Annotated in this window: 11 protein-coding genes and 1 pseudogene; 5 read left to right on the top strand and 7 right to left on the bottom strand. The window is 61.7% G+C overall.

Translation table 11 applies throughout. From position 1 onward, the window contains the following. Positions 1-3: 3 nt before the first annotated feature. Positions 4-612 (bottom strand): HAD-IB family hydrolase, encoded by a 609-nt coding sequence (locus MKR05_RS04310; RefSeq protein ID WP_238874982.1) that lies wholly within the window; start codon positions 610-612, stop codon positions 4-6. A gap of 154 nt (positions 613-766) precedes the next feature. Here MKR05_RS04310 and MKR05_RS04315 point away from each other — a divergent pair, with 154 nt between their 5' ends. Next, entirely contained in the window at positions 767-1,345 is a 579-nt protein-coding gene (locus tag MKR05_RS04315; RefSeq protein ID WP_023289743.1) for a TetR/AcrR family transcriptional regulator, read from the top strand. Here MKR05_RS04315 and MKR05_RS04320 read toward each other — a convergent pair. Beyond that, positions 1,321-2,419 (bottom strand): annotated as a pseudogene (locus MKR05_RS04320) (iron-containing redox enzyme family protein). The gene MKR05_RS04315 and the pseudogene MKR05_RS04320 overlap by 25 nt on opposite strands. 202 nt (positions 2,420-2,621) lie before the next feature. Here MKR05_RS04320 and MKR05_RS04325 point away from each other — a divergent pair. Further along, the gene (locus MKR05_RS04325; RefSeq protein WP_044523326.1) at positions 2,622-3,536 is read left to right on the top strand and encodes a DMT family transporter; all 915 of its coding nucleotides are present in this window, start codon (positions 2,622-2,624) and stop codon (positions 3,534-3,536) included. A 39-nt stretch (positions 3,537-3,575) separates the two neighbouring features. Here MKR05_RS04325 and MKR05_RS04330 read toward each other — a convergent pair whose 3' ends face one another. Further along, complete coding sequence (locus MKR05_RS04330) at positions 3,576-4,808, bottom strand: MFS transporter (protein ID WP_023289746.1); 1,233 nt, start codon at positions 4,806-4,808, stop codon at positions 3,576-3,578. Between the two features lie 275 nt (positions 4,809-5,083). Here MKR05_RS04330 and MKR05_RS04335 point away from each other — a divergent pair, with 275 nt between their 5' ends. Both MKR05_RS04335 and MKR05_RS04340 read left to right on the top strand, forming a co-directional pair. Then, a complete protein-coding gene (locus MKR05_RS04335) occupies positions 5,084-6,691 on the top strand; it encodes an FAD-NAD(P)-binding protein (RefSeq protein WP_248569368.1) in 1,608 nt (535 codons plus the stop codon). Positions 6,692-6,798: 107 nt separating this feature from the next. After that, positions 6,799-7,899, top strand: coding sequence for an NADH:flavin oxidoreductase/NADH oxidase (locus MKR05_RS04340; RefSeq protein ID WP_050534103.1), 1,101 nt, complete (start codon positions 6,799-6,801; stop codon positions 7,897-7,899). A 228-nt stretch (positions 7,900-8,127) separates the two neighbouring features. On the opposite strand, the gene MKR05_RS04345 is transcribed toward MKR05_RS04340, so the two are convergent. After that, positions 8,128-8,616, bottom strand: coding sequence for a hypothetical protein (locus MKR05_RS04345; protein WP_032452914.1), 489 nt, complete (start codon positions 8,614-8,616; stop codon positions 8,128-8,130). Between the two features lie 88 nt (positions 8,617-8,704). Next, the gene (locus tag MKR05_RS04350) at positions 8,705-9,610 is read right to left on the bottom strand and encodes a LysR family transcriptional regulator (protein WP_072199057.1); all 906 of its coding nucleotides are present in this window, start codon (positions 9,608-9,610) and stop codon (positions 8,705-8,707) included. A gap of 174 nt (positions 9,611-9,784) precedes the next feature. Here MKR05_RS04350 and MKR05_RS04355 point away from each other — a divergent pair, with 174 nt between their 5' ends. Then, positions 9,785-10,762, top strand: a complete 978-nt coding sequence (locus MKR05_RS04355; RefSeq protein WP_064157875.1) for a nitronate monooxygenase family protein — start codon at positions 9,785-9,787, stop codon at positions 10,760-10,762. Between the two features lie 32 nt (positions 10,763-10,794). On the opposite strand, the gene hpxK is transcribed toward MKR05_RS04355, so the two are convergent. Both hpxK and MKR05_RS04365 read right to left on the bottom strand, forming a co-directional pair. Then, on the bottom strand, positions 10,795-12,054 hold the full coding sequence (hpxK, locus tag MKR05_RS04360) for an allantoate amidohydrolase (protein ID WP_284118080.1): 1,260 nt from the start codon (positions 12,052-12,054) through the stop codon (positions 10,795-10,797). Continuing rightward, positions 12,051-13,292 (bottom strand): alanine--glyoxylate aminotransferase family protein, encoded by a 1,242-nt coding sequence (locus tag MKR05_RS04365; protein WP_023289753.1) that lies wholly within the window; start codon positions 13,290-13,292, stop codon positions 12,051-12,053. The genes hpxK and MKR05_RS04365 overlap by 4 nt, the downstream gene beginning before the upstream one ends. Positions 13,293-13,295: the final 3 nt, after the last annotated feature.

Raw genomic sequence — 13,295 nt, forward strand, 5'->3', positions numbered from 1 at the left:
CCGCTAGCTGCATGGCGGTGCCTCCTCCCAGCGATAGATTTGAGTGGTGGCCAGCGCCAGCATGGCGAAATCTTCCGGCGTATCGCCGTAAGCGAAGATCGCTTCGTAATCGGTCAGGGCGTAGTTCGCCAGGATACGCGCCTTTTTGGCCAGGCCGCTGCAGTCTCCACCCTGATACTTTCCGGTCGCTGCCCCGTTTTGAAATTCCACTTCGCTGCACAGCAGCTCAAGATTATGCTGCTGGCACCACGGTCGAAGGTAGACATTCAGCGAGGCTGAGACCACCACCACGGTGTCCCCTCGCGCCTGATGCCAGGCTATACGCTGCATCGCGTTCTCCCGCAGCGTGCGGGGAATAAACGCCAGGCTATGATCGTTCCCACGCTGCAGGATCTCAGGTTGCGATTTCCCGGCAAAAGCATAATGAAACACTTTTTGCCGGATGGCAGAGGCTGAAAGCCAGCCCATTTTCCAGGCGAGAATATACGGCAACAGCCGCAGTTTGCCCCGACGAATGGCTTTCGCATCGAGGGACTGATAAATGAAAGGGGTAAACGTATCTTCGTGGGTTATCGTGCCATCGAAGTCAAAAAAGGCAATGTTCTTCTTCATCCTTGTCACCTTATACACCAATACCGGCGCCGCGCGAGGCGCGGCTGATTTACTTTTTGCCCGCCTGGCGGCAAGATCCGGCATAATGCACCGCTGTCGCAGGACGACCGGGTCACCGGCAGTCATGACAGCGAACCATTCGACAGGAAAACGCATGAAGCCAAAACAAGCGGACATTCTCCGCCACGCCAGCGCGCTGTTTAATCGCGAAGGATATCAGTCGCCCAGCATCGAGCGGATTGCTGAGCATGCCGGCATCTCCAAAATGACCTTCTACCGCTACTATGCCGATAAAGAGGCGCTCATTCTGGCTATCCTCCGGCAGAAAGAGAGCGAGTTTATGCAGGATCTGACGCAGATCACCGCGGATAAAGCCACCGCGCGGGAGAAGCTGTTCGCCGTGTTCGACTACTATCAGTGCTGGTTGACCTGCGAAACCTTCCACGGCTGCATGTTTACCCGCGCGCTGTTTGAATATGGCGCGTCATCGCCGGCGATCCGGGAGCAGTGCTCCCGGTTCAAATCGCGCCTGTGGCAGTTCTTCCGCGATATTCTGACTCGGGTATTAAAACCAGAGCCTGCCGAACGGGTCGCCATGATGATGGTGATGCTCATCGATGGCGCCATCGCCGCCCAGCAGGCCGAGTCAGCCGAATGCCGGGAGATCCCGCCGGGGACGACCGCCTGGAGCGCGGCCAAAGCGCTGATCTACTCAGAAGGCGGTACGCTGTGAGCTCATGCTGCCGTCCAGCGACTGCAGCGCCGCCAGCAGACCATCATAGTAATCGTTGCAGGTTTGCAGGCGCAGCGCGGCGCCAAAGTAGACCTCCTCCATCGCCGCCGGATGTTTTTTGCCAATCGGCACAATCACATTGTTCAGCCAACCGTCCGCATGGCCGATATCGACCGTGATGTGTTCGGCATAGTAATGCACGTCTCGATCGCTAAGCCCAATCCGCCGACAGCCCGCCACCAGTTTTTCATACTGCGGCGGGTCGAGCAGTTCGGTCATCGCCATCACCCCTAGAGATTTGTAGTAATGCTGACGATTTACGCCGCCGAGCATAAAGGCGTTATACCCGGCCAGCCCCTGCCACTCATAAAGATGGGCAAAATGATTGTCCGGTAAGGCGATATTCCGCCGCTTCAGTAAATCCTTATACAGATTGACGTGGGTGATCTCAGTGCTGCCCTGGCCTATCTCATCCCACAGATTTTGCGCAATCTCGGCGCGGGTTTCCGGCAACGAGCCCACCAGCCCCATCGCCACCAGATCGAAGAAAAGCAGATTCAGCGCGCTGTCGCTTTTGAAGAAATAGTCGATTTGCGCCGCGGAGGCCTCGCTGGCAAGGAAATCGAACAGCGGATGATGAGAGGCCGGGTGCTGCTGGCATAAGGCGCGCAGTTCGTCGACGATATTGCCGGCATTGAGCACCGGCCTCTGGCGGTGGAAACGTTTGCTTTCCGCCCGCAGCCACTCAGACTCAATGTAATTTCGGATCCCGGAGAGCAGCGGATGAAACTGATTGGCAGCCGCCGGCGAGAGCGGGTCGGCAAGCCAGGACTGATAAAGGATGAACAGCGCATGGTGCGCGCGCTTTTTGGCCTGCGGATCGTCAGCGGAGAAGGCGCGGATGCAGGTATTCTCCGTCAGATGCCAGGCTCTGTCGGCGACCAGCGGATTGGCCGTCAGCTTCAGCGACAGCGCGTTGCTGTGCAGAAGCTGGTCAATTAACTCATCCAGCGCCAGCCTGGCTATCACCGCGGTTTGGTCACTACCAATGACCCCATTGTCGGTATTACGCATGAATTTATCCCTGTGAAATGCATGGCGACTATACGGTATAGTACCGCTCACAACGCGGCAACGTAAATTTCAACCACATCGTTAATGCACTGTTTATTACCGATTTTAAATAAAAAGAACAAAAGCCACTAAAATAGTGTTGATATTATAAAAATAATAACGTTACCATTCAGTACAGTGACAAACGACACAAGGAATCACGATGCCCTATCTGTTACTGACGCTGGCCGCCCTGTTCTGGGGTGGGAATTACGTTGTCGGTCACGTGCTGGTTCAGGGCGTGGATCCGATCCTGATGACCGAAGCGCGGTGGGCGTTAACGGCGCTGCTGCTGGGCCTGCTCTACCGTCGGCAGATTGCCGGCAGTCGTCACCTGCTGCGGGAAAACGCCCCGGCGGTGCTGGTGCTCACCCTCTGCGGTCAGGTCAGTTTCCCGCTCACGCTCTATATCGGTCTGCAAACCACCTCCGCCCTCAACGCCGCCATCTATATGTCCGCCACGCCGAGCATGGTGCTGCTGATTAACCGGCTGATTTTTCGCGACCCGGTATCGGCCCGCAACTGGCTGGGGGTGGTCTTCAGCACCCTCGGCGTGATGATCCTCTTATTCCAGGGCAACCCGCTGCATGCCGGCTCGCTGCATACCTTTTCCGTCGGCGATCTGTGGGCGATGGGGTCGGCGCTGAGCTGGGCGCTCTATTGTTCGCTGTTACGTCTCAAGGACCGCCGGATCCCGGCGAATGGCTTTGTCGCCGTCAGCTCGCTGCTCGGCGCCCTGCTCCTGCTGCCGATCGTCGCCTTCTGGCTGATGCGCCACCCGGCGCAGGACTGGGATGCCTGGCGCGAGCCGTTTTTCCTCAGCGGGCTGGCTTATCTGGTGATTTTTCCGTCATGGCTGGCCTATCTGTTCTGGAATAAAGGGATCGCCACCATCGGCGCCACGCGGGGGGAGATTTACACCCACATCATCCCCCTCTCGGGTGGCGTGTTAAGCATCCTCTTCCTGCATACCCAGCCCCATGCCTGGCACCTGTTCAGCGCGCTGTTCATTATGCTGGGGATTGGCATCTGCTCGCTGGAAAAACGCCAGGCGGCGACGGTTCGCCTGCGCGGTTAGCGTGTCTGCCGGGCGCCTGATTACGCCCGGCGTCAGCCCTTAACGGCTGGTGGAGAGCGGCTGGTGACGCGCCGCTCCGGCAGGTTGCGCCACCCGGCCCTCGCGGCCAAAGAAGGTGAGAATGGTAATGACGATCGCCACCGTCCCGGCCACCAGGGCCATCGCCAGGCCGTAGTTATGCCCGTGGTGCTGCGCAATGGAGGCCTGCAGGGTGGCATTCACCGAGGCCAGCAGATTCCCCAGCTGATAGACGAAACCGGGCAGCACCGCCCGGGTGTTGGCCGGGACCAGTTCGTTGAGCCAGGTCGGGATCACCCCCCAGGCGCCCTGCACCATAAACTGCATCAGAAACGCCCCGGCCCCCAGCGCCAGCGAGCCGCTGGCGAAAGCCCACAGCGGGATCACCGGCAGCGCCAGCAGAGCGGCGATCATAATCGCTTTGCGCCGGCCAATCTTCTCCGACAGCGAGCCGAAGAACACCCCGCCGATGATTGAGGCGATGTTGTAGCACACCGCGATAATGCTGACCGTTTCCGGCGCAAACCCGTGCTGGACTTTCAAAAATACCGGGTAGAGATCCTGCGTCCCATGGGAGAAGAAGTTAAAGGCCGCCATCAGCACCACCAGGTACAGGCACAGCTTCCAGTGGCTACGCAGCACCGGCAGCAGAGCCGTGCTCGCTTTACTCTGCCGGGCCGCCAGCCAGACCGGGGACTCCTCGACGCAGAAATAGATAAACGGCAACAGCAGCACCGGGGCGGCGCCAATGACAAACATCCCGCGCCAGCCGAGCTGTGCAAACAGCAGCCCGTAGGCCACGGCCGCCAGCAGATAGCCGAAGGGATACCCCGCCTGGAACAGACCGGACATCAGGCCGCGCGAGCGGTCGGGGATCGTCTCCATCGCCAGCGACGAAGCCACGCCCCAGATCCCGCCCATCGCCACGCCGTACAGCACCCGCAGCAGAAAAAACAGCATCAACGACGGCGCCGCGGCGGAGAGCAGCTCAAAGGCGGAGAAGAAAACGATATTGAGCATCAGAATCGGTTTGCGGCCAAACTTTTCCGCCGCCCTGCCGAAGATCAATGCGCCGACGGGCCGCACGGCCAGGGTCAGCAGAATCGCCAGGGTGACCTCTTCGAGGTCGACGTGAAAGGAGTGGGCGATATCGCTCAGTAAAAAAACCAACAGGAAAAAGTCGAAAGCATCGAGCGTCCAGCTTAAAAAACTGGCGATCGCCGCATTGCGCTGTCGTGAAGTCCAGCCGTGCATCTTGTCATCCCTATCCCGACGGCGTTGCCGGGAGCTTGCGCGGCGTCCGGCAGAGCAGGCAGGTGCCACCGCTTGTGTAAATTGTTTGTATAGAAAGTTGCTCTTTTGTTAATTACACCCCTTTTCCGGCCGTCGGCAAGTTTATTAGCACGCTAATTTGTTTCAAATTGCGTTCGACGGCCCACCGGTTCGCTAATTTTCGACCAGAATTAAGGACAGGCTGGTTTCAGTGCACTGCCCCGATGCCGTATCCACCCACAGGAAGGGAGAGAATCATGAAGAGAATCGCCATCGTCGGCGCCGGGCCGACGGGGATTTACACCTTGTATGAACTGGTGAAGCGCGGTGAGCCGCTATCGATCGCGCTGTTTGAAAAAGAGGCGCAGGCCGGGGTCGGTATGCCCTACAGCGATGATAATACCGCGGCGCAGATGCTGGCCAACATCGCCAGCATTGAGATCCCCCCTATCGACCTGACCTATCTGCAATGGCTGCAGCAGCAGAGCGATGACTGGCTGGCGGCGCGCGGTCTTGAACGGCACGCGCTGCATGAGCGCCAGTTTCTACCGCGGGTGATCCTCGGCGAGTACTACCGCGACCGCTTTCTGTATCTTGTCCAACGGGCCAGAGACGCCGGCTTCGTGGTGAACGTTTGCGAGTCCTGTGAGGTCACGGATATTGCGGTGCAGCCCGTCGGGATCGCCATCCACACCGACAGCGCGGCGCAGCCGGATATCGTCGATCTGGTGGTGGTAGCCACCGGCCATTTGTGGCCTGAAGAAGAACGCGCCAGCCGGCAGTACTTCCCCAGTCCGTGGACCGGCCTGATGGAGTCCCACATCGCCCCCTGTCGGGTCGGGATCCTCGGGACCTCCTTAAGCGCGATTGATGCCGCCGTGGCGGTTGTGGCCCGCCACGGCGTTTTCCATACTGAACATGACAAAACGACCCATTTTTCCCTGCATCCCGGCAGCGAAGCGCTGGAGATCACGCTGATGTCACGCAACGGCGTGCTGCCGGAGGCCGATTTCTACTGCCCGATCCCGTGGGAGCCGCTGGAGTTCGCCACCCCTGCCGCCCTCGAGGCGGCCGTCGCTCAGGGTAGCGACGGCCTGCTGGAGCGGGTGTTTCAGCTGATCGTCCAGGAACTGGAATATGCCGCCCCGGCCTGGTGCCAGGCGATGGGGCTGCGCCAGCTGACGCCTGACAGCATCGCCGACGCCTGGTTTGCCGACCGTCTTACCCATGACCCCTTCCAGTGGGCGCAGCGCAATCTGCAGGAGGTGGAGCGCAATAAGCGCGAGCGCCACACGGTGCCCTGGCGCTATGCCATTCTCCGCCTGCACGAGGCGATTGAAACCGTGGTGCCGCAGCTCAACGACGAGGACAGCCGTCGCTTCCGCCAGGGGCTCGCCCGCGTGTTTATCGATAACTACGCCGCGATCCCGCCGGAGTCCATTCGCCGCCTGCTGGCCCTGCACCGGGCGGGCATTCTGCGAATTGTGGCGCTGGGTGAGGATTACGATCTGCAGCGCGAGTCTGACCGGACGCTAATTGTCCATCATCAGCAGCGCTGTGAATTCGATGTCTTTATCGATGCCCGCGGACAGAAAGCGCTCAAAACCCGGGATCTGCCCTTTCCTTCACTGCGCCAGCAGCTGCTGGCCTGCGGCGACGCTATTCCGGACGTTGGCGATGACTACACGCTGCAGGCGCCGGAGGCAGTGCGCGGCCGGGTCGCCTTCGGCGCCCTTCCCTGGCTGATGCACGATCGCCCCTTTGTCCAGGGGCTGACGGCCAGCGCCGAGATTGGCAGCGCAATGGCCCGCGCGGTGTCACAGCAGGCAACCGGCCGGCGGCGCCGTCTCTGGTTTATCGACTAGCGGGACGTTTAAACGCAATATCCGAATAAAGGGGGGCTGGCAGGCGTGCTATAAACAGTGGCTGTTCGCCCCCGAGCAAGACCACGTCTAACATTTACGAGGTACTCATGAGTCATCTTTTTAGCGCGACGCGTATTGGTCAGTTGACGCTGGATAACCGTATCGTTATCGCCCCCATGTGTCAGTACTCTGCCGACGAGGGGAAGGCGACGTCCTGGCACCGGATCCATCTCGGGCAGCTGGCGTTCTCCGGCGCCGGCCTGTTAATTCTGGAAGCCACGGCGGTAGAGTCGGCGGGACGTATCTCGCCGGGAGATCTGGGGCTGTGGGATGATGAAACCGAAAACGCCCTGCGCGCCGTGGTGGAGGATATCCGGGCCTGGTCACCGATCCCTCTGGGGATCCAGCTGGGGCATGCCGGGCGCAAGGCCTCCTGCGCGGCCCCCTGGCAGGGTGGCCATCAGCTGGCGCTCAACCAGGGCGGCTGGCAGACCGTCGCCCCCTCCGCGGTGGCGTTTCACGACGGCGATCGCGCCCCGGCCGAGCTGAGCCATGCCGATCTGGCGCGCATCAAAGCGGCCTTTGTCGCCAGCGCATTGCGCGCCCAACGCCTGGGCTTTGAGCTGATTGAGCTGCACGCCGCCCACGGCTATCTGCTGCACCAGTTTCTCTCGCCGCTCAGCAATCAGCGCCGGGACGAGTATGGCGGTTCGCTGGAAAACCGCATGCGCTATCCGCTGGAAGTGTTTAAGGCAATCCGCGAGGCGGTGGGCAACGCCATGGCGGTGGGCGTCAGGTTGTCGGCTACCGACTGGGTCGAAGGCGGCTGGGACGGCGAGCAATCCATTCAGTTCAGTCAGCAGCTGGAAGCGCTGGGCAGCGACTATATCCATGTTTCCAGCGGCGGATTGTCGCCGCAGCAGGCAATCACCGTCGGGCCGGGGTATCAGTTGCCTTTCGCCCGCGACATTCGCGAGCAGGTAGCCATCCCGGTGATTGGCGTGGGGCTGATCACCGACCCGCAGCAGGCGGAAGCGGCGCTGGAGAATGGCGATGCCGACCTGATCGCCCTCGCCCGCGCGGTGCTCTACGATCCGCACTGGCCATGGCACGCCGCGGCCAGCCTTGGCGCCCAGGTTCGCGTACCTTCGCAATATCTGCGCTCCGAGCCGCACGGCCTGAAAGGTACCCTGCTTCCAAACCGCTGAACCCGGAACGGGCATAAACAAGGGGTATCGTAAGATACCCCTGAGCAGGATGTTATTGCCGTTCTATGTGCCGGGCGGCGGCAACGTCTTGCCCGGCCTACAATACCCGATCATTGCGCAGCCAACTCGCACCCTTGCAGGCCCGCGCAAGCGCAGCGCCGTCGGGCGCGATATCAGGCTCCACGCTCTGTTTTTACGGACGGCGGCTGGCCAGGCAAACACCGCGAGTTACTGCTGAGCGGCCGGTGGCGTAGCGTTCTGTTTATCCTTCGCGATACTGTCCTGAATGGCTTTGGTTTTGCTCGCCGCTTCCGCCGAAAGCTGATTGGCATCGCCGATGGCGTTGTCTTTGATCTGACCCGCCTCTTTGACGATGCGGTCACTTTCCTGCTTTGCGTTCTGCTTCACCGCATCGGCCTGGGCTTTCGCCTGCTCGGCGATGGCATCCGCTTTCTTGTCCGCCTCCGCCTTGATGGCGCTGGCCTGATCCTTCAGGCGATCGGCCTCGGCGTCGGCCTGGCTTTTCAGCGTATCAATTTGCTTATCCGCATCCTGCTTAATCGCCTGGGCTTTGTCCGCCGCGGCATCCTTCATCTGCTCCGCATTATCTTTGGCCTTATCTAGTTTGTTATCTACTTTCGACGCATCGTCGCAGCCAAACAGGGTCAGGCACAGTGCGGAAGCGAGCAGTGTTTTATTCCAGAGTTTCATCAGCATTCCCTTACAGGTTGAGTCATTATCCAGCCTTGTGATTTATTGCTTTAATAGCATTCACATTTTATATATAAACGCTCAGCCAGCAGAGTCAAGCCGGCGGCGTCCGCGCCAGGGTCGCCACCAGCCCCTGCAGCCAGTCGGCAAAGACCCGCACCTTGTGCGAAAGATGCCGGTGCGGATAGAGCAGCGACAGCGGCCGACGCGGCGCCGGAAAGTCCGGTAAAATTTCCACCAGCTGGCCGCTGTCGATGTAGGGCTGTAAAAAGAAGCGCATCCCCTGCAGCATCCCCAGCCCCGCCAGCCCGGCGGCGGTAAAGACTTCCGAGTTGTCCAGCACCAGCTTGCCGGGAATGGCGACCTGCCGGACGCCCTCCGGGGTCTGGAATCGCCAGGGCATAATCTGCCGGCTGCTGCTGTTCACCCAGTTCACCGCCAGGTGCGACTGCAGGTCCTCCAGCGTGGCGGGCGCCCCATAGCGCGCCAGATATTCCGGACTGGCGCAGGTGGTTAACGCCACCTCCCCCAGCGAGCGCGCCACATAGTCGCCATCCTCCAGTTCACCCACCCGCAGCAGGCAATCCAGGCCATCGCGCAGCATATCCCGGCGCACATCGGAGCTGCTGAGGACAATTTCCACCTCCGGATGGGCCTGATAAAAATCCGCCAGATGCGGGATCACCAGCAGCCGTGCAAAAGCGATCGGCATATCGACGCGTAGCTGGCCGCGTATCGGCCGGTCCGGCGCGAACGACTCCAGCAGATCGTCGGCCTGGGAGAGCAGCGGTTTACTGCGGCGATAAAACTCTTCTCCCTCCGGCGTGAGATACAGGCGCCGGGTGGTACGCTGCAGCAGCCTGACCCCGCTCTCCCGCTCCAGCTGCTGCAGCGCTTTGGTCACCGCCGGCCGGTGGATCTGCAAATTTTCCGCCGCCTGGGAAAAGCTGCCGGCGTCGACGATTTCAATAAAGATTTTAATATTTTCAAACAGATTCATCTGCATAACGGCCCGTCCCCTATCTCATCGCCTGCCGTAATTATTACTAAATTAATAATAGTGATGAAATTTTTCGCTCATTTTTTAAAACAATAAAGGCGCCTACACTGCTCTCATTGCCGTATCGTTGGGGCGAAAAAAAAGATAACTTGTTAACATAAAAGGAAAAATATCATGCAATCTAACCGCGTTGCCCGCATTCTGGGTATTGAAAAACCGGTGGTCCAGGGGCCGCTTTCCTGGCTGACCGATGCGCGTCTGGTGGCGGCCGTCGGCAACGCCGGTGGTCTCGGGGTACTGGGCCCGAACGCCGGGCTGACGGCGGCAACCGCCGTCTCCACGCCGGAAGCGACGGCTGAGAAAATGCGCGAAGAGATCCGCAAAACCAAACAGCTGACCGAGAAACCCTTTGCCGTCAATCTGATCCCGACGGCGGAAAACGACATCTGGACGCCGGCGATCCTGCCGGTGATCAAAGCGGAAGGCGTTAAGGTGGTGGTCTACACCGGCTACGGCGACGGTTCGTTAAAACCGGCGCTCTTTGACGAACTGAAAGCCGCCGGGATCACCATTATCTATCGCGATATTAACCCGACGCCTGAGAACAGCCGCCGCGCGGAGCAGGCCGGAGCGGACATTATCGTCGCCACCGGCTTTGACGAAGGCGGCACGCTGCCGGGCACCGCGCTGGGGACCTTCACCATCGTCCCGCTGATTGTTGACGCGGTACAGCGGGTTCCGGTAATGGCCGCGGGGGGGATAACCGATGCCCGAGGGGCGCGTGCCGCTCACGCCCTCGGCGCGGAAGGCGTCTTCGCCGGTTCGGTATTCATCAGCACCGTCGAAAGCCGGGTTCCCGACTCGGTGAAAGCGAAAATTGTCGCCGCCAACGGCCTCGATCTGCGGCTGTTCCGTACCCTGCCGGACTACTACCGCGCTCTGCCCGGCAAACTGAGCGACACACTGGTGGCCATGGACCGGGCCGGCGCCTCAAAGGCCGAGCTGGCCCAGGCGATGGGCGGTCTGCGAGGAATGCGGCTGGGCATGCTGGAGGGGAATACTGATGAGGGGTATATCTCGGTGGGGGCGGGGATCGGCAATATCCATGCCATCACCTCCGTCGCCGAGGTGGTCAACCGGCTGGCGGTGTAACGCCGCCAGCCGGGGTACGGCAACCGGCGCGATCAGGCGTCGGCCACCTGCTCTACCGCCCGGGAGAACGCGTCGATGGCCAGCCCGACGTCAGCGGTGGTGACCGATTCCGCCGGGTGATGGCTGACGCCCCCCAGGCAGCGCACAAACAGCATGGCCGATGGCCAGCGCTCGGCGATGGCGATAGCGTCATGCCCTGCGCCGCTCGGCAGCGTCAGCGAACGCCCCTGCACCGCCACCACCGCCTCGCTCAGCACCGCCTGCAGCTGGCTGTCGCAGGCGGTGGCGGCGATGCGATAATACTCCTCGGCGCTGAAGCTCAGCTGGCGGCGCCCGGCAATGGCCTGCGCCTCCGCCAGCAGCTCCTCCAGCAGCGCCGCCAGTGGCGCATCCTGCGGGCCGCGAATATCCAGCGTCAGCTGCACCTCGCCCGGTATCACGTTCACCGCGCCCGGCGCACAGCGCAGGGTGCCGACCGTCGCCACCAGATTGCCGCCGCGCTGCCGGGTCAGGCTTTCCACCTGCACCATCCATTCCGCCGCCGCGGCGAGCGCGTCCTTACGATGGAGCATCGGCACCGTGCCGGCATGGCCGGCTTCGCCGGTAAAGCGGCAGTTCAGGCGGCGGGCGCCGTTAATCGCCTCCACTACGCCGAGCGCCAGACCCGCCTGCTCCAGGCTCGGCCCCTGCTCGATATGCAGTTCCAGATAGGCGGCGATATCCTGCGGGCGGCGGGCGGCATGGGCGATCCGCGCCGGATCGAGCCCGGCATTCACCAGCGCCTGGGCGACGCTCACCCCGCCGGCATCGCACTGCGACAGCCAGCTTTCAGGCCAGGTGCCAGTGACGCCGCGGCTGCCAAGCAGGGTGATGCCGAAGCGGGTGCCCTCTTCATCGCCAAAACCGACGATCTCAATAGCCTTTGCCAGCCGTCGCCCCTGCTGGTGCAGACGCTGCACCACCTCAATCGCCGTCAGCACGCCGAGCATGCCGTCGTAGCGCCCAGCGTTGCGCACGGTGTCAAGATGAGAGCCCAGCAGCACCGCCGGCGCGCCCTCCTGCACGCCTTCATAGCGACCGCAGATATTGCCGACGCTGTCCTGCCACACCATCATACCGGCGGCCTGCATCCACTGACCCACCAGCTGGTTGGCCTGCAGATGCTCCGGCGACAGATAGACCCGGGTCAGGGCGTCGGCGGTTTCGCTGAGGGCGGCCAGCTGGTCGGCGCGCGCCATTACCCGGCTGGCGGCCGCCTCTCTCTCCGCCTGCTGGCGGATGGTATCACTCATAGGTTGCCCTCGGTGCGGTAGTGATCCCAGGCCGCCTGCATCGCCGCGCCCTGGGTGGTGGTGAACTTGAGGTAGTTCAGCACCGCCTCCAGCGCACTGAGGGTCTGCATCACGCAGTCTTTACGCGCGTTATAGCCCATGGTGCCAATGCGCCAGACTTTACCGTGCAGCGGGCCGAACGAGGTGCCAATCTCAATGCCGAAATCTTCCAGCATCAGCTTACGCACCTGGTCGCCGTTGACCCCGTTGGGGATCACCACCCCCAGCACGTTGTTCATTTTGTGCCGCAGGTCGCCAAAGGTCTCAAGACCCATCGCCTGGATCCCTTTCAGCAGCGCATCGCCGTGCAGCTTGTGGCGGGCGATGCCGTTGTCGAGTCCCTCCTGAAGGATCAGGCGCGCGCACTCCCGGGCGGCGAACAGCGCCGAGGTCGCTTCGGTGTGGTGGTTAAGGCGCTCCGGCCCCCAGTAATCCATCACCATCCCGAGATCGAAATAGTTGGAGTAGATCATCTCGTCGACGCCATCGTGGTGGGCGTCGGTGCGGATCCCCTGCTCAATGCAGCGGCGGCGGCGGATCGCCTCTTCCATCCGCGGGCTGAGGGTAATGGGCGAGGTGCCGGAGGGGCCGCCCAGGCACTTCTGCATCCCGGCGGACACCGCGTCCAGCTGCCAGGCGTCGGTTTCCAGCGGGTTGCCGCCGAGCGACGCGGTGGCGTCAGTATAGAACAGCACGTCGTGGCGACGACAAATCTCCCCCAGCTCCGCCAGCGGCTGCAGCATGGTGGTCGAGGTATCGCCCTGCACGGTAAGCAGCAGGCGCGGGCGCACGCGCTTGATCGCGTCCTCAACCTGGTCCGGGGTAAAGACTTCCCCCCACGGCACCTCGATGGTGTGTACCTCTGCCCGGCAACGGCGCGCTATTTCGCACAGCAGGTGGCCAAACCGGCCGAACACTGGCACCAGCACCTTGTCGCCCGGACGGATCGCCGACACCAGGATCGCTTCGATACCAGCGCGGGAGGTACCGTCCACCAGCATCGTCCAGCGGTTTTCGGTGCGAAACACGCCGCGGTAGAGCGCCATCACTTCATTCATATAGTGGGTCATCGCCGGATCGTACTGCCCCACCAGCTGGCTCGCCATGGCGCGCAGCACACGCGGGTCGGCGTTGATCGGCCCCGGACCCATCAGCAGGCGCTGCGGCGGGTTAATTTGCGAAAACTGAGTAATATCCATCTG

This window comes from Klebsiella sp. K5-204, from assembly GCF_030128585.1.
Taxonomy (GTDB): Bacteria; Pseudomonadota; Gammaproteobacteria; order Enterobacterales; family Enterobacteriaceae; genus Klebsiella; species Klebsiella quasipneumoniae.

Bases quoted from the DNA above. Each gene is read 5' to 3' on its own strand.
- MKR05_RS04340 (WP_050534103.1), top strand. From the start codon at position 6,799: ATGAGTCATCTTTTTAGCGCGACGCGTATTGGTCAGTTGACGCTGGAT.
- MKR05_RS04350 (WP_072199057.1), bottom strand. From the start codon at position 9,610: ATGAATCTGTTTGAAAATATTAAAATCTTTATTGAAATCGTCGACGCC.
- MKR05_RS04325 (WP_044523326.1), top strand. From the start codon at position 2,622: ATGCCCTATCTGTTACTGACGCTGGCCGCCCTGTTCTGGGGTGGGAAT.
- MKR05_RS04345 (WP_032452914.1), bottom strand. From the start codon at position 8,616: ATGCTGATGAAACTCTGGAATAAAACACTGCTCGCTTCCGCACTGTGC.
- MKR05_RS04315 (WP_023289743.1), top strand. From the start codon at position 767: ATGAAGCCAAAACAAGCGGACATTCTCCGCCACGCCAGCGCGCTGTTT.
- MKR05_RS04310 (WP_238874982.1), bottom strand. From the start codon at position 612: ATGAAGAAGAACATTGCCTTTTTTGACTTCGATGGCACGATAACCCAC.
- MKR05_RS04355 (WP_064157875.1), top strand. From the start codon at position 9,785: ATGCAATCTAACCGCGTTGCCCGCATTCTGGGTATTGAAAAACCGGTG.
- hpxK (WP_284118080.1), bottom strand. From the start codon at position 12,054: ATGAGTGATACCATCCGCCAGCAGGCGGAGAGAGAGGCGGCCGCCAGC.
- MKR05_RS04330 (WP_023289746.1), bottom strand. From the start codon at position 4,808: ATGCACGGCTGGACTTCACGACAGCGCAATGCGGCGATCGCCAGTTTT.
- MKR05_RS04365 (WP_023289753.1), bottom strand. From the start codon at position 13,292: ATGGATATTACTCAGTTTTCGCAAATTAACCCGCCGCAGCGCCTGCTG.
- MKR05_RS04335 (WP_248569368.1), top strand. From the start codon at position 5,084: ATGAAGAGAATCGCCATCGTCGGCGCCGGGCCGACGGGGATTTACACC.